Origin of the sequence: Bradyrhizobium sp. AS23.2 (assembly GCF_001908185.1) — a bacterium.
Taxonomy (GTDB): Bacteria; Pseudomonadota; Alphaproteobacteria; order Rhizobiales; family Xanthobacteraceae; genus Bradyrhizobium.
Map to the genome: position 1 here is coordinate 1 of NZ_LGHM01000284.1, position 21,558 is coordinate 21,558.

At 64.3% G+C, this 21,558-nt stretch carries 20 protein-coding genes and 1 other RNA gene; 9 read left to right on the top strand and 12 right to left on the bottom strand.

From position 1 onward, the window contains the following. The 3 genes from AC630_RS41120 to AC630_RS41130 all read right to left on the bottom strand — a co-directional run. The coding region (locus AC630_RS41120) for an amino acid ABC transporter ATP-binding protein (protein WP_074124079.1) at positions 1 to 635 on the bottom strand (635 nt) is incomplete at its 3' end. Further along, entirely contained in the window at positions 632 to 1,294 is a 663-nt protein-coding gene (locus tag AC630_RS41125) for an amino acid ABC transporter permease (RefSeq protein ID WP_074124081.1), read from the bottom strand. The genes AC630_RS41125 and AC630_RS41120, both read right to left, overlap by 4 nt. A gap of 124 nt (positions 1,295 to 1,418) precedes the next feature. Then, complete coding sequence (locus AC630_RS41130; RefSeq protein ID WP_074124083.1) at positions 1,419 to 2,273, bottom strand: transporter substrate-binding domain-containing protein; 855 nt, start codon at positions 2,271 to 2,273, stop codon at positions 1,419 to 1,421. A 183-nt stretch (positions 2,274 to 2,456) separates the two neighbouring features. Here AC630_RS41130 and ffs point away from each other — a divergent pair. The 6 genes from ffs to AC630_RS41160 all read left to right on the top strand — a co-directional run bounded on the left by ffs (position 2,457) and on the right by AC630_RS41160 (position 6,571). Continuing rightward, an RNA gene (ffs, locus tag AC630_RS41135) (signal recognition particle sRNA small type) lies at positions 2,457 to 2,553 on the top strand. Between the two features lie 94 nt (positions 2,554 to 2,647). Further along, positions 2,648 to 4,507 carry a DNA polymerase III subunit gamma/tau gene (locus AC630_RS41140; RefSeq protein WP_074124085.1) on the top strand — a complete coding sequence of 620 codons (1,860 nt, stop codon included), beginning with the start codon at positions 2,648 to 2,650 and terminating at the stop codon, positions 4,505 to 4,507. A gap of 121 nt (positions 4,508 to 4,628) precedes the next feature. Continuing rightward, a complete protein-coding gene (locus AC630_RS41145; RefSeq protein ID WP_074124109.1) occupies positions 4,629 to 4,949 on the top strand; it encodes a YbaB/EbfC family nucleoid-associated protein in 321 nt (106 codons plus the stop codon). A gap of 1 nt (position 4,950) precedes the next feature. After that, entirely contained in the window at positions 4,951 to 5,553 is a 603-nt protein-coding gene (recR, locus tag AC630_RS41150; protein WP_074124087.1) for a recombination mediator RecR, read from the top strand. A gap of 30 nt (positions 5,554 to 5,583) precedes the next feature. Further along, entirely contained in the window at positions 5,584 to 6,021 is a 438-nt protein-coding gene (locus AC630_RS41155; protein ID WP_074124089.1) for a hypothetical protein, read from the top strand. A gap of 289 nt (positions 6,022 to 6,310) precedes the next feature. After that, the gene (locus AC630_RS41160) at positions 6,311 to 6,571 is read left to right on the top strand and encodes a PepSY domain-containing protein (protein ID WP_074124091.1); all 261 of its coding nucleotides are present in this window, start codon (positions 6,311 to 6,313) and stop codon (positions 6,569 to 6,571) included. 223 nt (positions 6,572 to 6,794) lie between these two features. Here the strand turns inward: AC630_RS41160 and modC are convergent, their stop codons facing one another. The 5 genes from modC to mepA all read right to left on the bottom strand — a co-directional run bounded on the left by modC (position 6,795) and on the right by mepA (position 11,055). Beyond that, positions 6,795 to 7,457, bottom strand: a complete 663-nt coding sequence (gene modC / locus AC630_RS41165) for a molybdenum ABC transporter ATP-binding protein (RefSeq protein WP_074124111.1) — start codon at positions 7,455 to 7,457, stop codon at positions 6,795 to 6,797. A 2-nt stretch (positions 7,458 to 7,459) separates the two neighbouring features. Continuing rightward, positions 7,460 to 8,155: a molybdate ABC transporter permease subunit gene (gene modB / locus AC630_RS41170; RefSeq protein WP_074124093.1), complete on the bottom strand. Its 696-nt coding sequence runs from the start codon at positions 8,153 to 8,155 to the stop codon at positions 7,460 to 7,462. Positions 8,156 to 8,181: 26 nt separating this feature from the next. After that, complete coding sequence (modA, locus tag AC630_RS41175) at positions 8,182 to 8,967, bottom strand: molybdate ABC transporter substrate-binding protein (protein WP_074124095.1); 786 nt, start codon at positions 8,965 to 8,967, stop codon at positions 8,182 to 8,184. Between the two features lie 249 nt (positions 8,968 to 9,216). Next, on the bottom strand, positions 9,217 to 9,717 hold the full coding sequence (locus AC630_RS41180) for a hypothetical protein (RefSeq protein WP_074124098.1): 501 nt from the start codon (positions 9,715 to 9,717) through the stop codon (positions 9,217 to 9,219). A 393-nt stretch (positions 9,718 to 10,110) separates the two neighbouring features. Beyond that, positions 10,111 to 11,055 carry a penicillin-insensitive murein endopeptidase gene (mepA, locus tag AC630_RS41185; protein WP_074124112.1) on the bottom strand — a complete coding sequence of 315 codons (945 nt, stop codon included), beginning with the start codon at positions 11,053 to 11,055 and terminating at the stop codon, positions 10,111 to 10,113. A 576-nt stretch (positions 11,056 to 11,631) separates the two neighbouring features. Here mepA and AC630_RS41190 point away from each other — a divergent pair. Continuing rightward, the gene (locus AC630_RS41190) at positions 11,632 to 13,740 is read left to right on the top strand and encodes a putative bifunctional diguanylate cyclase/phosphodiesterase (RefSeq protein WP_245330662.1); all 2,109 of its coding nucleotides are present in this window, start codon (positions 11,632 to 11,634) and stop codon (positions 13,738 to 13,740) included. A gap of 78 nt (positions 13,741 to 13,818) precedes the next feature. Here the strand turns inward: AC630_RS41190 and AC630_RS41195 are convergent, their stop codons facing one another. From AC630_RS41195 to AC630_RS41210, 4 genes are all read right to left on the bottom strand, one after another. Then, the gene (locus AC630_RS41195) at positions 13,819 to 14,664 is read right to left on the bottom strand and encodes an SGNH/GDSL hydrolase family protein (protein WP_143198725.1); all 846 of its coding nucleotides are present in this window, start codon (positions 14,662 to 14,664) and stop codon (positions 13,819 to 13,821) included. 20 nt (positions 14,665 to 14,684) lie between these two features. Further along, positions 14,685 to 16,145, bottom strand: coding sequence for an MBOAT family O-acyltransferase (locus AC630_RS41200; RefSeq protein ID WP_143198726.1), 1,461 nt, complete (start codon positions 16,143 to 16,145; stop codon positions 14,685 to 14,687). 249 nt (positions 16,146 to 16,394) lie between these two features. Beyond that, positions 16,395 to 18,359, bottom strand: a complete 1,965-nt coding sequence (locus AC630_RS41205) for a methyl-accepting chemotaxis protein (protein ID WP_074124114.1) — start codon at positions 18,357 to 18,359, stop codon at positions 16,395 to 16,397. A 237-nt stretch (positions 18,360 to 18,596) separates the two neighbouring features. After that, positions 18,597 to 19,751: an acyl-CoA dehydrogenase family protein gene (locus tag AC630_RS41210; RefSeq protein WP_074124106.1), complete on the bottom strand. Its 1,155-nt coding sequence runs from the start codon at positions 19,749 to 19,751 to the stop codon at positions 18,597 to 18,599. Positions 19,752 to 20,010: 259 nt separating this feature from the next. On the opposite strand from AC630_RS41210, the gene AC630_RS41215 reads away from it, so the two are divergent. Beyond that, positions 20,011 to 20,457 (top strand): methyltransferase family protein, encoded by a 447-nt coding sequence (locus AC630_RS41215; RefSeq protein WP_074124108.1) that lies wholly within the window; start codon positions 20,011 to 20,013, stop codon positions 20,455 to 20,457. Positions 20,458 to 20,882: 425 nt separating this feature from the next. Further along, positions 20,883 to 21,558: DUF11 domain-containing protein (locus AC630_RS41220; RefSeq protein WP_143198727.1), on the top strand; the 676-nt coding region annotated here is incomplete at its 3' end.

The window sequence follows — 21,558 nt, forward strand, 5'->3', positions numbered from 1 at the left end:
CGGGCGAAGGCGATCTCGTGGGTCACGATCACCATGGTCATGCCCTCGGATGCCAGCCGCTGCATGACGTTCAGCACCTCGCCGACGAGCTCGGGATCGAGCGCCGAGGTTGCCTCGTCGAACAGCATGACGTCCGGCTCCATCGCGAGAGCGCGCGCGATTGCGACGCGCTGCTTCTGCCCGCCGGAGAGCGTCGCCGGGTATTGGTCCGCCTTCTCTGCGAGCCCGACCTTTGCGAGCTGCGCGCGAGCGAGCTTCTCGGCGTCGGCCTTGGCCATGCGCCGCACCGTGACCGGTCCCTCCATCACGTTCTGGAGCGTCGTCATGTGCGGGAACAGGTTGAAATGCTGGAACACCATGCCGGTGGTGGCGCGGAATTTTGCCAGTGTCTTCACGTCGGGCAGCTTGGCGCCCTCGCCGAATGCGAAGCGCGTGTCGCCGACGCGGACGCTGCCGCCGTCGGGCACGACCAGGAGATTGATGCAGCGGAGCAGCGTCGATTTGCCCGAGCCTGACGGGCCGATCAGCGCGACGACGCCGCCCTTGGCGACGTCGAGACTGATGTTCTTCAAAACCTCGTTGCTGCCAAAGCTCTTGCGCAGGCCACGGATCTGGATTTTTGACGTGTCGTTCATTCGCTGACCGCCAGTCGCTTCTCGCCGCGCCGGACGATGATGGTCAGGGGAATCAGGATCGCCGCATAGGCGACCGCGACCGCGGTGTAGGTCTCGAGCGGCCGGTAGCTGTCATGGGCGGCGACCTGGCTCTGATAGACGAGGTCGGGCACAGCGAGCACCGAGACCAGCGAGGTATTCTTGAACTGGATGATCGACTGGTTCATCAGCGCCGGGATCATGCGCTTGATCGCCTGCGGCAGCACGATACGCCGCATGGTCTGGCCCGGCGTCATGCCGAGCGCTGCGCCCGCTTCCGACTGGCCGCGGTCGATCGAGATGATGCCGCCGCGGATGATCTCCGAATAGAACGAGCCGCCGTACAGCGAGAGCGCCAGCGCCGAGGCCGTGATCGGCGTCATCTCGACGCCGGCGAGGATCGGCAGCGCATAGTAGAACCAGATCAGCTGCACCAGAATCGGCGTGCAGCGGAACGCCTCGATGAAGGTGAGCGCGACCAGGCGCACCGCCTTGAAGCGCGACAGGCTGCCGAATGCGCCGAACAGGCCGAAGACCAGTCCGAGCAGCACGATCACCACGGTGAAGCCGACGGTGACGCCGAGACCGTTGAGAAAGAGCCAGCGATAGCTCCAGAGGATGCCGAAGTCCCACTGATACATGCGTGCCTAACTCGCGTGCGCCTTGGCCGCTGGCCTTGTCGTTCCGGGGCGATGCAAAGCATCGAACCCGGAACCTCGAGATTCCGGGTTCGCCCTGCGGGCGCCCCGGAATGACAGTGGAAGCTTACAGCGAAACGCCCGGCGGAATGTCCGCTTCCGTCACGCCGACCAGCTCCATGTTGGTGATGATCGCGTTGCGGATGAAGCCGAGGCCCTTGTTGAAGTCGATCCAGGTGTTGACGTAGTCGCGAAAGGTCTTGTCGTTCTCGCGGCGGAAGCCGGCGTTGGACGTGGTGGCGAACACCGGGGTCGGCAGCACGAACTGGCCGAGCGAGGGGTTCTTCTTGAGCACGGTCAGCGACAGCATGGTGATCAGGCACTGCGCGTCGACGCGGCCGGTCTGCAGCGCTGCGGTGGCGTCGTCGGCGGTCTTCAGCCGCGAGATCTGCGCCTTCGGCGTCAGGCGGCTGACGACCTGGTCGTGGGACGAACCCTGGTCGACGGCGATCTTGATGTCGGGCGAGTTGAGCTCGGCCCAGGTCTTCGGCTTGAAGTCCTTCTTGCAGAGGATGCCGAAGGCGTTGTTGAAGACCGGCACCGAGAAATCGACGACCAGCGCGCGCTTAGGGGTCGGGTTGAGGCCGAAGAAGATGTCGATCTTGTTGGATTGCAGATCCAGCACCGAATTGCCCCAGGTGGTCTCGGTGATCTCGAGCTCGGCCTCCATGTCGTCGGCGAGCGCCTTGGCGATGTCGATGTAGAAACCCTTCCACTGGCCGCTTGCGAGGTCCTTCATGTAATAGGGCGCGCCGCCGCCGACGGCGCCGATCCGCATCTTCTTGGTCCGGCGGATGCGGGCGAAGGTCGATTCGTTGGGATCGGCCGCCTGGGCCACCGCCGGCGAGGCCAGCGCGCCCGCGGTCACCGCGCCGATGGCGCCAAGTCCGACAATCGATGCAACATCACGACGTGTAACCATTGGGATCAATCGCTTTTCTGGTTGGGTGAAGTTCCGGCAGCGTTCATACCAAGGCGGCCTTGGCAGCGAAAGCACAGCCTATTGTCCGGGCAGACCCGGAATTGCCCGGATGCTGGGCAAGATCAAGCTGTACAAAGTGATACCCGCTTGCTTTCCCGCCCTTTTGGCCCCAAATAGGGATCGGGAGATTGGCGGTGGACGAGCCACTCGCCAACCGGGTCAGGTCCGGAAGGAAGCAGCCCTAACGAGGTCCGGATCGGGTCGCTCGTCAGTCTCCTACCTGTTTTTCCGAGCGAATAGCGCCGGCGGGCTTCCCGCCAGCGCGCTCCTTTCCGCAAAAGCCGGCCGAGAGACATTTCATTGCGGATCGACCGATGACCGACGCCGGCGCCCCTCCCACTTCCGACAGCGCCAGCCAGGCTGGCTTTGCCCTCGGTGCCCAGCCGGGCACGCCTTATCGGGTCCTGGCGCGCAAATACCGTCCCTCCAGCTTCGACGATCTGATCGGCCAGGAAGCTGTGGTCCGCACCGTCTCCAATGCGTTCGAGACCGGGCGCATCCCGCAAGCCTGGATCCTCACCGGTGTCCGCGGCGTCGGCAAGACCACCACGGCGCGCATCCTCGCCCGTGCACTCAACTACGAGATGCCGGACGGCTCGGTGAAGGGCCCGACCATCCACATGCCGACGCTTGGCGTGCATTGCCAGGCGATCATGGAAAGCCGGCACATCGACGTGCTGGAGATGGACGCGGCGTCGCATACCGGCGTCGACGACGTCCGCCAGATCAATGACAGCGTGCGCTATGCGCCGGCGAGCGCCCGCTACAAGGTCTACATCATCGACGAAGTCCACATGCTGTCGACGGCGGCGTTCAACGCCTTCCTGAAGACGCTGGAGGAACCACCGGAGCACGCCAAATTCGTGTTCGCGACCACCGAGATCCGCAAGGTTCCAGTGACGGTGCTGTCGCGCTGCCAGCGTTTCGACCTGCGCCGCGTCGAGGCCGACGTGCTGATGAAGCACCTCGCCAATATCGCGGCGAAGGAGAGCGTCGAGATCGAGCCGGAGGCGCTCGGCATCATCGCGCGCGCGGCCGAAGGCTCGGTCCGTGATTCGCTGTCGCTGCTCGACCAGGCCATCGCGCATGCGGCAGGGCAGGTGAAGGCCGATGCGGTCAGGCAGATGCTGGGGCTCGCCGACCGCACCCGCGTCATCGACCTCTTCGATTCGCTGGTACGCGGCGACATCGCTGCCGCCTTCAAGGAGTTCCGCGACCAGTACGACGTCGGTGCCGATCCCATCGTCGTGCTCTCGGACCTTGCCGAATTCGTCAACTTCGTCACCCGCGTGAAGATCGTTCCGGCGACAGCCGACAACGTCGCCTATGGCGAGACCGAGCGGGTGCGTGCGCGGGACTTCGCCTCGAAGATCTCGATGCGGGTGCTGTCGCGGATGTGGCAGATGCTGCTCAAGGGCATCACCGAGGTGCAGGCCGCGACGCGGCCCGCCGCTGCCGCCGAGATGGTGCTGGTGCGCATCGCCTATGTCGCCGACCTGCCGACGCCGGACGAGGCCATCAGGATGCTGGAGCAGAATGGCGGCGGCTCGTCGGTCGTGAGCGGCGGCAGTGCCGCGCGCAGCACGCCGGCCGCGCCTGTTGCCTCCGCAGCGCCTGTTGCTTCTGCTGCGCCGGTCCGTGCACCGACCTCGTCGCCGTCCTCGTTCGGCGGTGGTGGTGCCCGTCCGCAGATGGCGGCACCTGCGCCTAATCCGCAAGGGGCTGCACCCCAACTGCGCATCACGAGCTTCACGCAGCTCGTCGCGCTCGCCGGGCAGAAGCGCGACCTCATGACCAAGGGCGCGCTCGAAGGCGACATGCGCCTCGTCCGTTTCGAGGAGGGCCGGCTGGAGGTCGCGCTCGAGCCGAACGCGTCCAAGACCACCATCACCGAGCTTGCGCGCAAGTTCGAGCTCTGGACCGGCCGGCGCTGGACCGTGATCGTCTCCAACGAGCAGGGCCAGCCGACGCTGCGGTCGGTGAACCAGGCCGCCAAGCAGGAGCATGCGCGCACCGCCGAGGCCGATCCGCGCGTGCAGGAGGTGCTGTCGCGCTTCCCCGGATCGAAGGTCGTCGAGGTCCGCAGGCTTGCCCCCGAGACGCCGGAATCCAATATTAACGCCGACTATGGCAGTGACGATCCGCCCGACGGTTCCGACGGCGACGATCTCTAGAGCATGATCCGGACCCGAAGGGCCGCGTAGCGCAAAGCGTGAAGCGTTTTCCGATCAGATCATGCTCAAACATAAGCTCAGGCGCGATGACGACTATCGTGCCAACAAAGGACACGCACCCATGGCTGATTTTCTCGGCATGATGAAGCAGGCGGCGCAGCTGCAATCCAAGATGCAGGCGATGCAGGACGAGCTCGGCAACGTCGAAGTCGAAGGCATCTCCGGCGGCGGTCTCGTCGCCGTGCGCATGACCGCGAAAATGGACGTCAAGGGCGTCAAGATCGATGCCTCGCTGATGAAGCCGGAAGAGCGCGAGGTGCTGGAAGACCTGCTCGTCACGGCCTTTGGCGAGGCCCGCCGCAAGGCCGAGGCTGCGATGCAGGAGAAGATGCAGTCGCTCACCGGCGGCCTCGGTCTGCCGCCGGGGCTGTTCGGCCAATAACATGGGCGCCGTTGCAGGTCCCGAAATCGAGCGGCTGGTCCAGCTTCTCGCACGGCTGCCGGGCCTCGGTCCGCGATCCGCGCGGCGTGCGGCGCTGCATCTGATCAAGAAGCGCGAAGCGCTGATGATGCCGCTGTCTTCTGCCTTGCAGGTCGCTCTCGACAAGGTCCAGGTCTGCAAGACCTGCGGCAACATCGACACGCAGAATCCCTGCACCGTCTGCACCGATCCGAGGCGCGATCCTGCCATCATCGTCGTCGTTGCGGATGTCGCCGACCTCTGGGCGCTGGAGCGGGCCAATGCGACTCAAGGGCGCTATCATGTGCTGGGTGCGACCTTGTCGCCGCTCGATGGCGTCGGCCCGCAGGATCTCACCATCGACGCGCTGGTGGCGCGCGCGCATGATCCGCAGGTGAACGAAATCATCCTTGCGCTGAATGCGACGGTGGACGGCCAGACCACGGCGCACTACATCACCGACCTGCTTCAGGACGCCAATGTGAAGGTGACGCGCCTTGCGCATGGCGTGCCCGTCGGCGGCGAGCTTGATTATCTCGATGAAGGTACGCTATCGGCCGCGATGCGGCAGCGCACCCTGTTCTAGCAATCCTACAGAAGTCACGGAACGGACGACATGACGAAACGATTCGCCAAACGATTGGCTTTGGTCGCGATGATGATGGCGGTGGTGACCCCCGCCGTCTCCGCGCAACAGGACGACGAGGCGCCGCCGGCGTCGAAGCCCGGCAAGCCGATCAACACCGGCGACGTGCTCTCGGGCGAATTGAACGCAATGAAGGTCCGCGACGCCAAGAACGCCGGCAAGAGGGTTGCGACCTACCAGATCACCTCCGAACCGCGTCGCCTGCCGCCGCCGAACGGGCTGTGCAACCTCGAGACCGGCCCCGAAACCTTCCAGCTCGTCACCTCCAGCGACGCGCAGGCCGCGCAGCTGAAATCGTTTGTCGGCAAGGCGATCTCGGTCAAGGTTGATGAGGTCGCCTGCGCCAGCGATCCCGGCCAGATCAGCGAGGCCGTGATCACGAAGTGGAGCTTGATCAAGAAGCAGTAGGGGGCGATCGGCACCTCGCCGCGTTCTCCGCCGTCGTTGCGAGGAGCTCGCGACAAAATTGCGTAGCAATTTTGCGCTGATGCGACGAAGCAAGCCGGAGTATTTCCGCGGAGATAGTCTGGATTGCTTCGCGGAGCCTGTCATCGGGCCGCGCTACGCGCGGAACCGACACAAAATTGCCGGAACCGCCGAAGATTTGCGCGGTTTCGTGACCCCTGCACCCGGAACGCTCCGTCGCGCTATCAGTTCTTAGCCGCGTAACGGTCAACCTATCTGACAGGAGCACTCCATGCGAAAATTCATCTTGCCGGCGATTGTCGCGATCGGCCTGGGATCGGCGGCGCCGGCGATGGCCTATGACACGGGCGATCAGATCTCGATGCAGGCCGCGCTCGACGTCGCCACCGATATCGGCGTCATGACCATTTCGCACACCCAGTTCCTCGGGGATGAATGGCAGATCGAGGGGCGCGACCGCGCCGGCCGCTGGATGGAGGTCGATGTCGACGCCAGGACCGGCGAAGTGCGCAACGTCGATCGCGGCTGGTAGGCCCTCGCAATCTTGGAATGACGCGATGAAATAGCGTCATTCTCACCCGTCGTCCCGGGGCGCGCGAAGCGCGAGCCCGGGACCCATAACCACAGGGAGTAGTTGGACGAAGGCTCGTGGTTACTAGTCTCGCGCCGCAATTCCTCCCTGGGGCTATGGGTCCCCGCTTTCGCGGGGACGACGGCACGGAATGGGTTGGCAGAGTGCCTCTAGCCAACACCCCTCACGTCAGCACCTTCACGCCACCGAACGATGTCACGCGGCCCTGCTTCAGCATCACGATCTGCGTTGCGAGCTGGCGCAGCTCGGCGGCGTCGTGGCTGACATAGACCATCGGCACATTGGCCTCATCCCGCAGCCGCACCAAATAGGGCAGGATCTCGAGCTTGCGGCCCTCATCGAGCGCGCCGAGCGGCTCGTCGAGCAGCAACAGACGCGGCCGGGACAGCAACGCGCGACCGAGTGCGACGCGCTGGCGCTCGCCGCCGGAGAGCTTTCCGGGGCGGCGGTCGAGCAGGGCTCCGATGTCGAGCAGGTCGATGACGCGCCTGTATTGCGCAGGATCAGGCGCGAGGTTGTTCATTCGCCGGCCATAGTCGAGATTTTGCGCGACGTTGAGGTGCGGAAACAGCCGGGCGTCCTGGAACACATAACCGATCCGGCGGCGCCAGGTCGGAACGTGGATGCCGGCCGCGGTATCGTCGACGGTCTCACCGTCGATCACGATGGTGCCGCGGTCAGGACGCAACAGGCCCGCGATCATGTTGACCAGCGAGCTCTTGCCGGCGCCCGATGCGCCGAACAGGCCGGTGACGCGGCCCTCGCTGCTGAAGGACGCCGCGAGCGTGAATTCACCGAGTTGTTTTTCGACGTCGACGCGCAGCATGGTCAGTTCCCGTGCAGGCGCGCGGTGGCGCGGCGGGCGAACCACTCGGCGACAATCAGTGCTCCGAGTGCGAGCACAATCGAGACGATCACGAGTCGTCCCGCAGCCGCGTCGCCGTCGGGCGTCTGGATCAGCGAATAGATCGCCGAGGAAATCGTCTGGGTCTCGCCGGGAATGTTGGAGACGAAGGTGATGGTCGCGCCGAACTCACCGATCGCCTTGGCGAAGCCGAGCACCATGCCGGCGAGTACACCGGGCAGCGCCAGCGGCAGCGTCACCGTGAAGAATACCTTCCAGGGGGCGGCGCCGAGTGTCTCGGCCGCCTGCTCGAGCCGGCGGTCGATTGCCTCGATCGACAGCCGCATCGGGCGCACCAGCAGCGGAAACGACATCACGCCGCAGGCGAGCGCCGCGCCGGTCCAGCGGAAGGCGAAGACGATGCCGAGATGATCGGCGAGGAAGGCGCCGACGAGGCCGCGCCGGCCGAAGGTGAGGAGCAGGAGATAGCCGGTCACGACCGGCGGCACCACCAGCGGAAGATGCACCAGCGCGTCGAGGACCGACTTACCCCAGAATTCACGCCGCGCGAGCAGCCACGCCAGCGCGATGCCAAACGGCGTCGCCACCAGCGTTGCGATGACAGCGACCCTGAGCGAGAGCAGGATCGCCGTCCATTCGGTGGGAGTGATGTCGAGCATCAAATCGTAAAATCAGGTCGCAAAAATCAAGTGGTCGGGTTGATCAGGAATTTGAACCCGTACTTTTCCAGAATGGTCTTGGCCGGCGTCGAGCGCAGGAAGGCGAGATAGTCATTGGTCTCGCCCTTTGCGGTCGTGGTCGCTGCGACGGGATAGATAATCGCGGGGTGCGAGTCCGCCGGGAAGGTGCCGACGATCTTCACGCCGGGCTCGACCTTGGCATCGGTGGAATAGACGATGCCGAGCGCAGCCTCGCCGCGGGCGACCAGCGTCAGTGCGGCGCGCACGCTGTCGGCCATGGCGAATTTCGGCTCGGCCGCCTGCCACGCGCCCAGCTTCTCAAGGGCGGTCTTGGCGTATTTGCCGACCGGCACGGACTTGACGTCGCCGGTTGCGATCCTGCCGTCGCCGGCGAGTTTTGCCAGGTCGAAGCCCTGCGCAATCGTGACGTTGTCGATCCTGGAATCCTTCGGTGCGATCAGCACGATGCTGTTGCCGAGCAGATTGACGCGGGTCGGCTCGTTGACGGTCTTCTTGTTCGTCGCGTAGTCCATCCAGTCGGTGTCGGCCGAGACGAACACGTCGGCCGGCGCGCCCTGCTCGATCTGCCTGGCGAGCACCGAGCTCGCGGCATAGCTGACGCTGAACTTGACGCCGGTCTTGGCGGTGTAGGCGGCGTCGATCTCGTCGAGCGCGTTCTTCATCGAGGCGGCAGCGAACACGGTGATGGTCTTGTCCTCGGCGGCGGCGGGCGAAAGGCTCGCGCCCGCGAGGATCACGAAAGCGGTGAAAAGTCCGGCAATACGAATCATGGATAGCGCTCCGTGCGAGATCGCGCGCACAAAATGCACGCGCAAATCTGGCGTTGGGTGGGTCTGGTGCGACAGGCGGAAGCACTGTTCCACGGGCCTTGCGACGGCTTACGGCCGGCAGGGGTATCGCACTTGCGAAGATAGCAGGCTGGGGCCTCAGGTCAAAGGCGACCGTTGGCCTAACGCATGATTCGGAAAAGTGTGCAGCGGTTTTCCGAAAAGATCATGCGCAAACAACAACGTATGGGTCTATTGCGCCGGCAGGATCGCGATCGGCGAATTCTCCCTGGCGCCGCTGACCTGGAGCGCCAAGGGCTGCGCCGACAGCTCGTATTTCATGGTCTTGCGGATGCCGTCGCAGTCGGTGGCGCCGCTGAAGGCTACAGGTTTAAGGAAATGGCCGTCCTGGACCACGTCGACCCAGGCCCCGCTGGACAGGCTGATTGTGTAGAGCCCGGCCCTGGCGGTCTTGATGCTCGTGAAGCCGGCAAAGGTGCCATCCTTCGGCGCGCGCTCTGGCGGCGAGGGCAGCTTGGCATCCGCGGGCGCGACCAGTCCCAGCGTGATGGCCGATGACGGCAGCGCAGCCTGCTCACTCCCAGACGTCAGCTTGGCGCGGTCCGGCGCCGTGAGCGCGGCGCGCTCGCGTTCGATCGGCCATTTGAACTTGTCGCAGCCGCTCGGTTCTTCGGCGGCCAGAGCGGAGGTCGCACCGATCGAGAGCGCAGCGAGGAAGGTGAGGACGCGCATGTCAAATCTCATCATTGGCCACGCGAGGGGCGCGGGCTGGCAGTCAGGCTTCGCCAGAGAACGGGATGCGCATCCCGAGATGCCGCGGGCTTACGGCCTGGCGGCAAGGGCGATCCTAGCGCATTTCAGGGAAGAGAAGCCAGTCATCAGTCCGTCATCGGACTTGGCAGAGATGATGGTTGAGAGCTCAACTGCAGCGTCAATCTCCGCTCGTCATCCCGGACAAGCGAAGCGCAGATCCGGGATCCATAGCAACAGGATTGTGTTTGGCGAGGACTCGGAGTTGACAGCTCGCGCCGCGATCTCTCCCTGGGGGTATGGGTCCCGGATCTGCGCTACGCTTGTCCGGGACGACGGCGGTGGGCTGGCGGCAGCGTGCGTCCCCGCTCTACGTTACGGCTTCGCGTCCGCCGCGTGCAGCACGGCTTTGCAGGCGGCCGGCATCTGCGCCAGCGTCATCGGCGGCTTGGGCTTTGGCGGCTCCGGCGGCGGCTTCGGGTGCAGCACGGCGTCGCTGAACCAATAGGCGAGGTCGGAGGGCATGCAGCCTTCGTCCTCGGATTGTGACGGCTGGCCCTCGCATTCGCCGGCGCCTGCCGGGCAGCGCATGCGGATATGGAAGTGATAGTCGTGGCCCCACCACGGCCGGATCTTCGACAGCCATGAGCGATCGCCCTTGGCCTCGCGGCACAGCGCCTTCTTGATCGCGGCATTGACGAAGATGCGCTGCACCGCCGGCTCCTGCGCCGCGTCGCGCAGCACCAGCACGTGGGCGGGCGTGAACACTTTCGGATCGATGTCGAGCCGGTCCTGGCGCACCATCATCACCGCCGACATCTCCTCGCGCTCCTCGCGCGAGAGCCGACGGTCCGGCATCGGCGTCAGCCAGATGTCGGCATCGAGACCGATCTGGTGGCTGGCGTGGCCGGATAGCGCCGGGCCGCCGCGCGGCTGGCCGATGTCGCCGACCAGGATGCCCGGCCATCCGGCGTCCTTGTGCGCCTTGCCTGCGAGGCGCTTGATCAGCGCGATCATGCCGGGGTAACCGTAGTTGCGGTTGCGCGACAGCCGCATCACCTGCCAATTGTCGCCATTGAGCGGCATCTGCTCCGCGCCGCCGATGCATCCCTTGGCGTAGGAGCCGATGACATGGGCCGGCCCCTTCGACGGCAGCAGCTTTCGCGCGAACAGCTCCTTGGCGCCGAGCTTGGGATCATTGGGATTGGCGAGCGGCGGCAGCGGCTTCGGGGTGACGCTGCCCTTGTCCTGGGCCAGCGCGGCGCCGGCGGTCAGGAGCGACATGACAAGCAGGAGAGGGGTGATGCGGCAGGGACTCATGCTGTCGTCCTTATAACCCAACGCAGCGTCAGGGTTAAGAATTAGGCTTTCAGCAAGGCGCAGCCTCACGGTGTCTTTACAGCCGCCGTCTCTGCGCGACCTCATGTTCCCGAGGCAAAGGCTGTGGGGCTTTCGTGCCGTCCGATTATTAACGGCGCGATAACCGTATCCTGCATTGATCAAAATTCGTGCGCGGAACGAGACTCGCTTCCATCGTGCATGCAATCGGGCGCGCATCCGGAATAGATTCATGGAGAGCGCGCGGTTTTGCGCCACGCCTCTTTCCGATTGCGACGCGGCAACAGGCTTGTTGCGCCGGTTGACGCAGCTCGCGCCTCGCAAACAGGCAGAAACGGTTCGGTTCACAACGGCCGCAAGGCGTGGCCTCGGGCGGCGAGACCACCCAAGATTACTTTTTTTTCAGACACTTGCCCCAAAGCTTGCGGCCGCTGGGCGCGTCCAGGGCGTATGAAGTTGAGTTTGGGTTCTAAAGGAACAGAAAAGCGAAAGCGCGACGTGCTCGCCCGGTCCCGGCAACCGCGCAAGCCGCGCTTTGCGCGCACGCCTCATCCGCCCATGGGAAGCGACATGGGACGCGATCAGCTCGTGCACAGCCGAGCGGAAGCTGAAGCGGCCATCACTGGGGCGCGCAAATCGCATGAGCGGCTGCGCCAGGCCGTCGACATGCTGCCGCAGGGTATCGTGATTCTCGACCCCGAAGGCCGCTACGTCCTCTGGAACAAGCAATACGCCGAGATCTACAGCAAGACTGCCGATCTGTTCGCGGAAGGCGCGCGCCTCGAAGATACGCTGCGCGTCGGGGTCGCCCGCGGCGATTATCCGGAAGCGGCCGGCCACGAGGACGAGTGGATTGCCGAGCGACTCAAGAAGCTCTACGAGCCGGGCCAGCGCCACGAGCAGACGCTGTCGGACGGGCGTGTCATCCTGATCGAGGAACGCCGCACCGATGACGGCGGCGTCGTCGGCCTGCGCGTCGACATCACCGAACTGAAGCAGCGCGAGGCCTCGTTCCGCCTGCTGTTCGACGGCAATCCCGTGCCCATGATCGTCTGCGCGCTGGACGACGAGCGCATCCTCGGCGTCAACGATGCCGCGGTTGCGCATTACGGCTATAGCCGCGCCGAGTTCGAGAAGCTGAAGATCCGCTCCCTGCAGGCCTTCGACAGCAAGCCGCCCTGGACCACCGACCGGTCCAGCGTGGAGCAGGCCGCACGCACCTGGAAGCACGTCAAGGCCGACGGCGCGCTGATCGATCTTGCGATCTATTCCCGCGAGCTGACCTATGCCGAGCGGCCCGCGGTCCTGCTCGCGCTGATGGACATCACCGAGCGCAAGCGCGCCGAGGCGCGGCTTGCCTTCATGGCCCAACATGACGGGCTCACCGGCCTGCCCAACCGTACTCTGCTGCGCCAGCAGATGGACGAGATGCTGCTGCATACGCGGCGCAGTCCCGAGAAGGTGGCGCTGCTGATGCTGGGGCTCGACAATTTCAAGGCGGTCAACGACACGCTGGGGCACGCCGTCGGCGACAAGCTCTTGCGCGGCGTTGCCAAGCGGCTGCGCTCGACCCTGCGCGAGGAAGACGCGCTGGCGCGGCTCAACTCGGACGAGTTCGCGATCGTGCAGAACGGCCTGACGCGTCCTGAGGACGCGGTGTTGCTGGCCAACCGCCTCCTGACAGCCATCGCCGATCCCTATCTGCTCGACGGCAATTCCGTGGTGATCGGCGCCTCCATCGGCATCGCGATGGCCCCCGGCGATGGCGACGATTCCGAAAAGCTGCTCAAGAGCGCCGACATGGCGCTGTCGCGCGCCAAGGCCGATGCGCGCGGCACCTTCGCCTTCTTCGAGGCCGCGCTCGATGCGAAAGCGCAGAGCCGCCGCAAGATCGAGGTCGAGCTGCGCGACGCGATCCAGAACGACGTGCTGCGGCCCTATTACCAGCCGCTGATCGACCTCCAGAGCGGGCGCATCACCGGCTTCGAGGCGCTGGTGCGCTGGCCGCATGCCGAGCGCGGTATGGTCTCGCCGGCCGACTTCATTCCGGTCGCGGAAGAAACAGGGCTGATCAATCCGCTTGGCGGCCTGATGCTGCGCCGTGCCTGCCTGGAGGCCGCGACCTGGCCGGACGACGTCCGCGTCGCCGTCAACCTGTCGCCGCTTCAGTTCCGCGGCGGCAATCTGCTTTCGATGGTGACGGACGCGCTGAAGCATTCCGGTCTGCCGCCGAGGCGGCTCGAGCTGGAAATCACCGAAACCCTGCTGCTCGAGAAGAGCGCCCAGGTGCTGGCGACGCTGCATGCGCTGCGCGCGCTCGGCGTGCGTATCTCGATGGATGATTTCGGCACCGGCTATTCGAGCCTCAGCTATTTGCGGAGCTTCCCCTTCGACAAGATCAAGATAGACCAGTCCTTCGTGCGCGATCTCGGTGCCAACCGCGAGGCGCAAGCAATCATCCGCTCCATCGTCAGCCTCGGCAAAGGCCTCGGCGTCACCATCACCGCCGAAGGCGTCGAGACCGAGGCCGAGCTGAGCTGCCTGCGAGCCGAAGGCTGCGACGAGGGCCAGGGTTTTCTGTTCAGCAAGGCCCGGCCCAATGCGGAGATCATCAGCCTGCTGGCCGCGCAGCGCGGCATCGATGGCGACACCGCGCTGGTGGCCTAACCGGGCCGAGGCTCTCAAAGGCTCTCAACCCGCACCGCATCGCATCGGGGGCCGGAAGGTAAGGCGTTCTCGGGCCAGTTAGAGTGAACCACCGGATACGGAGCTCTCAATCGACTTTTCGATTGCCTGCGAAACCAGCGCGGCGGACCGCTCGTCGAGGTGGACGCCGTCCGTCCAGCGCAATTGCAATGGGTCAACGTTGATCGGCAGCCAGGAGTCCGGGTTCGGAAAAGCCTCTGATGCCATCTGAGTGCTGAGGGTTGCGTACGGAGTGGCTTCGTACTGAAGTGAGTAGGGCATGTGGAACAGCAGGACCTTGGCGCCTCTCGACTCGAGCAGCTCCTTGTATTTCCGGATATCGGACAATCCGCGACGAACTGCATCGATCGAAGGTCGTGTCGCCGCGTCATTGATCGCGAATTGAACGAGAGCAGAATCAACGACGTCCGAGGGCGGCTGGGCAATCAGGCGATCGACACCGGATCTGACTTGCTCCTTGTTCAAGGGAGGGTGCATCAACGTTTCATAGTATGCCGCAGCAGACCGGACGGGCCGAAAAGCCGGGGAGTTTCTGTCATTCAGCCTGCTGACGAAACCCTCGTCCAGGATGCGATTCAGGATGTTCGCTTCGACCAGGACCAGTTTTGGTGTCGGCGCCCCCGCGATGATCGCCATGCCTGTCGCGGGAGCTCCTCCGGCCAGCGACAGGTTCTCGACATCGCTGGACCGGAAGTAGTTCTCGGATAGCCTGAATGTCAGAGAGCTGCCCACCAATACGGTGTTGTGCGTCGATCGATTGAGGTACCTGGCCGCTACCGCATGGTTTTGTGAATCGGTGGTGGTGACAAGCGTATGAACGTCATAGCTGGCGCCCAGTCTGAGCGCGGCGATCGCCACCACAGCCGTGATGCAGAATTTGATCATCCAAAGCATCCGGGCTGCCCTCAGAATTGGAAGTAGATGAAGGCCGACTCTGGACCGGCCTCGGCATAGGCCAAGGCGACGAGTGCGCCGTATGCGAACGGCTCGATCGCCCTGGCCCAGGCGCCTTGCGGCTGGTGCGGCAGAATCAAGTGCTGAAGAATGACCGGCAGCGAATAGGCCAGGGCCAGGGTCCGGTATATCTTGGGCGGATTCTGGACGGTGCTCTCGGTAAAGAGCCCGGCGAAGTAGCTCGCCGCCTGGCCGAAATCGGGGAGCTTGAAGAATATCCAGAGCATCGACACGATGAGAAAGACCATCGCGGCGCGGAGCGCCTGGAGAGCCGGTGATCTGACGCTGTCCAGCTTGTCGAGAAATGGGCGCTCGACCGCCAGCAGGACGCCGTGCATCAAGCCCCAAACCAGGTAGCTCAAGCCTGCCCCGTGCCACAGACCGCCCAGGCCCATGACAGCGATCAGGTTGAAGTAGGTGCGAGCCGGCCCGTGTCGGCTGCCGCCCAACGGAATGTAGAGATAATTTCGAAGCCAGCTCGACAATGAAATATGCCAGCGGCGCCAAAACTCGGCGATCGATCGCGAGATGTATGGCCTGTTGAAATTGTCAGGCAAGCGATATCCGAACAGCAACGCGAGGCCGACGGCAATCGACGAGTAGCCGAAGAAGTCGGCATAGATCTGGAAACTGTACAGGAAGATCAAGAGCCATTTGTCGCCAGTCTTCACCGTCTCAAAGAGAGGGTGCGCCATGTAGGACGTCATCTCGTTCAGATTGTTGGCGCAGTACAGCTTGAAGAAATAACCAAGCACCAGCCAACGCGCGGCCTCCACGAAGGGGACCTTCGAGATCTGTTTCTCCTGGATCTGCGGGAAAAAGTTCCGAGCCTGCGTGATAGGCCCGGAAATCAGTTGGGGGAAGAAGATGACGTAGAGGAAGATCTCCCACACCGTCGCCGCCCGACCTTGCTTTGGAAGGTCGACCAAGAGGCTGATGTTATGGAAAACGAAAAACGAGATGCCGATCGGCAGCGGAAGGTTCAGCAGGAAATCGCTAACGGCACTCCCGGTTGCGACCGGCGTGGCAACGAACAGGAACTTGTACTTGAAGAAGGCAAGCAGGCCGAGATTGAAGACGATGCCGTACTTGGTCCAGGCGCGGCTCCGCTTGATGGACAGGGCTAGAAATGCCCACGTTCCAACGACAGCAACGACGAGCAACGGCAGCAGCTCGGGCTGACCATAACCGTAGAAGAACAGGCTGGCCGCGATCAGCACATACACCTGCAGCCTTCGGACAAACGGCAGGTAGTAGAAGGCGAAGACGACGCAGACGAAAACTGCGAATTGCCAGGAGGTGAAGGTCATTACCAGTGCGGTTATCGCGGAGGGGATTACCGCTTTTAGTTGCTGAAGGACGTTCTGCCAATGAGTCGAATGCTCAAGACCGCCAGGAAAGGGCCGCGACAAGCGGAAAAGAGTGGTCGCTCGACGCCAAAATCCCGCGTATCAGCAGCTGGTGGATCGTTGGCGGGAACCTTCTCGAGCGGCAGCCGCGAGACCATGGTCGCGTGAGCTGACGCCGCCGCCAACGGCGCGTCCGTCGAAGTGAGGCGCCTGAAGGTTCGTCGGTCGGCGATAAGCCAATCCACTGACGACAACGGGTCAGGCTACCTCAATTGGCGGCCTCTCTGAGTTCGTCGAAAGTCGCGCGGGCCGTCAGGCCGCGCGAAGACCCGCCAGGAACGTATCGACGCTCTTCATCAGCGCGGACGCGTGCTGGCCGAGCTCGCCCGAGGCAACCATCACATTGCCGGCGAGTGCGCGCGACTGATCCGCGGCTTGGCTTGCGCCGGCGACATTGGCCGAGACGTCGGTGGTGCCGGCAGAGGCCTGCTGCACGCTGCGGGCGATCTCGCGCGTCGCCGAGCCCTGCTGCTCCACCGCGGCGGCAATGGTCGCGGCGATGCCGCTGATCTCGCGGATGGTGTCGCTGATGCCCGAAATCGCGGTGACGCAATTGCCGGTCGCGGCCTGGATCGCGCTGACCTGGCTGGCGATCTCGTCGGTCGCTTTCGCGGTCTGGCTGGCCAGTTCCTTTACCTCGGATGCGACGACGGCAAAGCCGCGGCCGGCGTCGCCCGCGCGGGCGGCCTCGATCGTGGCGTTGAGCGCAAGCAGGTTGGTCTGGCTCGCGATCTCGCTGATCAGCCGCAGCACGTCGCCGATGTGCTCGGCGGCGGCGGCGAGGCTCGTGACCATCTCCGTCGTCTCGGTCGCCTTGACCACCGCGCCGCTCGCGACCTCGCTCGAATGGGTGACCTGACGGCCGATCTCACTGACCGACGAGGCCAACTCCTCGGTCGCCGCGGCAACGGCGTTCACGCTGGTCGAGGCTTCTTCGGAGGCGATGGTCGCGGCCGATGCACGCTGCGAGGTGCCGTTGACGCTGGAGGTGATCTCGCCGGCGACGCTCTGCATGCCCTCGGTCGCCTTGGCGACGGCGGCAACCACGCCCTTGACGTCGGCCTCGAAACGATCGGCCATCTGGCGCTGCAGCGCCTGCTTCTCGACCTCCGCTTTGGCCTTGTCGGCCTCCTGCGCCTCGCGCAGCGCGCCGGCTTCAAGCATGTTGCGGCGGAACACGTCGACCGCCTTGGCCATGGTGCCGAGCTCGTCCGGGCGCTCGCTGCCGGGGATGGTGACGCTGGTGTCGCCGCTCGACAGCCGATTCATGACGGCGGTGATCGCCGTGAGCGGACGCGACAGCCCGCGTCCGAGCAGCAGCGCCAGCACTATTGCAACGGCGAGGATCGCGACCGTGCCAAGGATCAGATTGCGCTCGGCGGTGGCGAACGCCGCCTCGTATTCGGTCGTGTCCTTGATGATCTCGAGCACGCCGACCGGCGCGCCTGCGTAGTTCTTGATCGGTCCCGCATAGACCTCGACCGGATGACCGTCGAGCTCGGCTTCGCGCAGCAGCGGCGCGCCGTTGATGGCGCCCTTCAACTGATCCAGCGTCGTGACGACGGTGTTGCCGAAGGTCGAGGACAGCTTGTTCAAATCCTTGCCGTCGAGGGAGTAGACGGCGAGGTCGATGCCGAAGCGCTTCTTGGCGCGGTCGACGAATTCCTTGCCGAAGACGGCGCCGATGTCGACGTTGGCGAGGTTCTTGCCGCCGCGCATGATCGGCGTCATGCCGAAAATGCTGATGGCTTCGCGGCTCGGCTCGACGCCGACGATCTGGCGGCCGTTCTTGATCGCCTCGACGACGGTCTCGCGGCGCGCGGAGACGTCGTCGCCGAAGGACTTGGGTAAATGGACCCGTTGAAACACCACCGCGGGTGGAACCTGGAAGGTCATCAACGGGATGCCCTGCGCCTTCAGCGCCTTGTTGGCGTCGCCGAGCAGCGCGGCCAGGCCCTCACGGTCGCCCTTGGCGATGGCGTCGCCGACCGGCGGCAATGCGGCAATCACGGACGAGACGGCAAGCGCGGCGCGTCCCTCGTAGTCGATCGCGGCGATCACGCTCTCATATTGCAGCTTGAGCTGTTGATCGAGCGCCATCCGTGTCAGCGCCCGCTGCTGGGTGATCGAGAAGCCGGAGAGGATGGCGCAGGCCACTGCCACGGTGAGTGCGATGGCGAGAATCAGGCGGGCCGCAATCGACTTGATCTTGAGCATCGAAAATTCGCATTCCAAATATTGATCTTGGTTTTGCGGAAAGGTCCCAGAAAATGCTTAACAACAGGCTCCGTGATTTAACGGGGCGCTGCCATCCTTTTGCATGACTCAATGCAGTGAGCGCATGGAGGCCGTGAAAGTGCTCGGCCTTCATGGATGGGCCACATGCAAACCGCCCACCGCGGTGTCTTGCGGGAGGGGGTGTACGGAAGGACAAAGCGTCGCAGCTCGTCGACGTTAGCGATTCCCTGAAAGGATCATCTTGCCGACGTCCTCGTAATGCGTGTCGCGGGCCTGGAGCTGCTGGGCGATGGCGTGCATGTCACGAAACCGTCGTTCGAACGGATTGCTGCGGAACACCGCGGTTGCGCCAGCCATGTGATAGGCGGTGTCGACCACCCTGGCCGACTGGTGGATGGTCCAGGTCGCCGCCAGCCGGACCGCGCTGCGATGCTGCGGGCTGAACTCTCCGGTCGCACCGAGGTCGTGCCACATCGCATTCGCCGTCGCGTAGAGATAGGCGCGCGCGGCGCACAAATCGCCTTCGGTGCGGCCGATCAGGCCCTGGACCGCCTGGTTGTCGCGCATGGCGTGTGCGGCCAGCGACTGGTGTTTTGCGCGCGCCAGCGCGATCGCGGCGTCCAGCGTCGCGCGCGCCACGCCGAGTGAGGCCGCGGCAAAGCCGAGGCTGAACGTCGAACCGGTGCCAATTTTGTAGAGCGGACCTTTCTCACGCAGCGCAGATGGCACATCACGAAGCGCCGTGAAGCGCTCCGGGATGAAGAGGTCGCTCACTTCGTACGAGTCCGTGCCGGTGCCGGCGAGTCCGATCGCCTGCCAGACGTCATGCAACGTTGCGCTCGCGACCGGAAACAGGATGGTGCGTACCTCCGGCGACCCGTCGGCATTTTTGCGCGGCGTGCCGTCGACGTTGATGATGCGGACATGCGCCCCCAGCCAGCTCGCCTGCCGCGAGCCCGAGGCAAAGTCCCAGCGCGCCGTGACGCGATAGCCGCCCTCGACCGCGCGCGCCTCATGCGCGATCGCACCCCAGGCGAGGATGCCTGGCGCTGTGTTGAAGATCTCATGCGCCGTATCGTGATCGAGCGAGGCCGCGATCATGGCGCAGACCGTGCACTGGCCGAGGCACCAGGCCGTGGAGGCATCGGCTTTTGCCACTTCCTCCTGCATCTGCATGAACGCTTGAAGCGCTGCTTCGCTGCCGCCAAGACTTTTCGGCAGCAGCGCGCGATAAAGCTCGTTCTCGATCAGCGCGGAGGTAACGGCTGGCGTCAGCCGCCGCGTCCGCTCGATCTCGTCGGCTTCGCTCATGATGAGCGGCTGTAGCGCGCGCGCCCGCTCGACGAGGTCGAAGCCCTGCGGCTTGTTCATGCGTTCCTCGTCCCCTTTGCCTTCTATTGGGCGGGTAGGGGATGGTGACCTATCCGTGGAGAGACGGCAAGGTGGGATGAGACCGTTGCAGATCAGTCACTCGCGACGATGTGGTCGGGCCGTCGCCTCGTGACACACACCTTCGATGGGCTGAATGGGGTGGCGCAGTGGACCCAAAGCGGGCAAATTGTTGCGGTAGCGGCACGCCGCAACAACAACCGAGACGCCGATAGAGCGTCGATTCCAGCAGGGCTCGATCATGCTGAAGCTTCCTCCGCCGATTTGGGCGTTGATTTACATCCTGCTCTGCACGGCGCTGAGCTGGTCACTCGGCTGGCCGCGGTTTCCCGGCCTACCGCTTCCGCCGCTCGGAATGGCGTTGGTAGCCATCGCGTTCGTCCCGCCGGTGTGGGCTCTCGTCCTGTTTCGGCGTGAGGGGACCGAAATCGAACCGACCTCGCCTGCCAATCGCGCCCTGGTCACCCGCGGTCCCTATCGGTTCACCCGCAACCCGATGTATCTGGGTCTTGTGCTTCTTTCGCTCGGCATTGCGGTATGGGTTGGGGCCTGGCCGATGTTCATTGCGCCCATCGCCGTGTTCGCGACGGCCAATTGGGTCCACATTCCCTTCGAGGAAGCCAAGATGCGCCGCCAGTTCGGCGCTGCTTATGACGGCTATGTTGCTTGGGTACGACGCTGGGTGTGACGAGGCGGCGCCGGCGCACCGCGCTTTCGCGTTTCTACCCGCAATTCCAGGCCGGCCCGATCTCAGCGCTACCGCGACGGCGGCAAGCCCGATCGCGAAGGAGCCGGCGTGCAGCCACGTGTATTGCTGCAAGCTTTAGTACCGCCAGTCCTTCTTGCAATTACTGTTCTGACAGTCTTCGGGTCTCCGGCAGAGGTGCTCAGCGGAAGGACTTCGGATTGTGTCGCGATTGCAACACGTTTTCACAAACTAATTTTGGGACATTTTTTAGTCGCTCAAGCCAATTCGTCGGACGCCCCCGGCTGCTAAGAGTCGGACGCGATAAGGCTAGATTCCGGCTGGGGGCTGCAGTGTCGGAGGTCGTTGACACTTTTACGGCGGTTTGTGCAACCGCCGATAGACCGCGTTTGGCGCGGCGCTTCGGAGTGCGCGCGATAGGACCGGGTCTGGGACGTGTCGGCGTCTTTGGGCTGTTGCTCGTCATCATGCTTGCCGCCTTCGGCTCACAGGCCGCGCAGGCGCAGCAGGCCGATCTTGGACTCACCAAGACGGTGACCAATCCGACCCCGAACGTGGGGGACACCATCACCTTCACTGTCACTCTGAGCAATGTGGGACCGAACGACGCCACCAACGTCACTGTGCAGGACCTGCTTCCCGCCGGCTTGTCGTTCCTGAGCGCGACTCCGAGCCAGGGAAGCTACGCGAGCGGTACGGGTGTTTGGACGGTGGGAACGGTCACGACCGCCACCCCGCAAACACTGCAAGTGCAGGCCACCCTGGTCAGCCCCAGTTCGCAGACGAACACGGCCACGATCTTCCACAGCGATCAGTCCGACCCCAATTCCGGGAACAATAGCGCGAGCGTAACCGTCACGCCGCAGCAGGCCGATCTTCAGCTCGCAAAGACGGTGTCCAATCCGACCCCGAACGTGGGGGACACCATCACGTTCACCGTCACTCTGAGCAATGTGGGACCGACCACGGCCACCAACGTCAGCGTGCAGGACCTGCTTCCCGCCGGCTTGTCGTTCCTGAGCGCGACTCCGAGCCAGGGAAGCTACGTGAACGGTACGGGTGTTTGGACGGTGGGAACGGTCA

Coding starts and splice junctions, on each gene's coding strand:
- AC630_RS41125 (WP_074124081.1), bottom strand. CDS start 1,294: ATGTATCAGTGGGACTTCGGCATCCTCTGGAGCTATCGCTGGCTCTTT.
- AC630_RS41130 (WP_074124083.1), bottom strand. CDS start 2,273: ATGGTTACACGTCGTGATGTTGCATCGATTGTCGGACTTGGCGCCATC.
- AC630_RS41140 (WP_074124085.1), top strand. CDS start 2,648: ATGACCGACGCCGGCGCCCCTCCCACTTCCGACAGCGCCAGCCAGGCT.
- AC630_RS41145 (WP_074124109.1), top strand. CDS start 4,629: ATGGCTGATTTTCTCGGCATGATGAAGCAGGCGGCGCAGCTGCAATCC.
- recR (WP_074124087.1), top strand. CDS start 4,951: ATGGGCGCCGTTGCAGGTCCCGAAATCGAGCGGCTGGTCCAGCTTCTC.
- AC630_RS41155 (WP_074124089.1), top strand. CDS start 5,584: ATGACGAAACGATTCGCCAAACGATTGGCTTTGGTCGCGATGATGATG.
- AC630_RS41160 (WP_074124091.1), top strand. CDS start 6,311: ATGCGAAAATTCATCTTGCCGGCGATTGTCGCGATCGGCCTGGGATCG.
- modC (WP_074124111.1), bottom strand. CDS start 7,457: ATGCTGCGCGTCGACGTCGAAAAACAACTCGGTGAATTCACGCTCGCG.
- modB (WP_074124093.1), bottom strand. CDS start 8,155: ATGCTCGACATCACTCCCACCGAATGGACGGCGATCCTGCTCTCGCTC.
- modA (WP_074124095.1), bottom strand. CDS start 8,967: ATGATTCGTATTGCCGGACTTTTCACCGCTTTCGTGATCCTCGCGGGC.
- AC630_RS41180 (WP_074124098.1), bottom strand. CDS start 9,717: ATGCGCGTCCTCACCTTCCTCGCTGCGCTCTCGATCGGTGCGACCTCC.
- mepA (WP_074124112.1), bottom strand. CDS start 11,055: ATGAGTCCCTGCCGCATCACCCCTCTCCTGCTTGTCATGTCGCTCCTG.
- AC630_RS41190 (WP_245330662.1), top strand. CDS start 11,632: ATGGGAAGCGACATGGGACGCGATCAGCTCGTGCACAGCCGAGCGGAA.
- AC630_RS41195 (WP_143198725.1), bottom strand. CDS start 14,664: ATGATCAAATTCTGCATCACGGCTGTGGTGGCGATCGCCGCGCTCAGA.
- AC630_RS41205 (WP_074124114.1), bottom strand. CDS start 18,359: ATGCTCAAGATCAAGTCGATTGCGGCCCGCCTGATTCTCGCCATCGCA.
- AC630_RS41210 (WP_074124106.1), bottom strand. CDS start 19,751: ATGAACAAGCCGCAGGGCTTCGACCTCGTCGAGCGGGCGCGCGCGCTA.
- AC630_RS41215 (WP_074124108.1), top strand. CDS start 20,011: ATGCTGAAGCTTCCTCCGCCGATTTGGGCGTTGATTTACATCCTGCTC.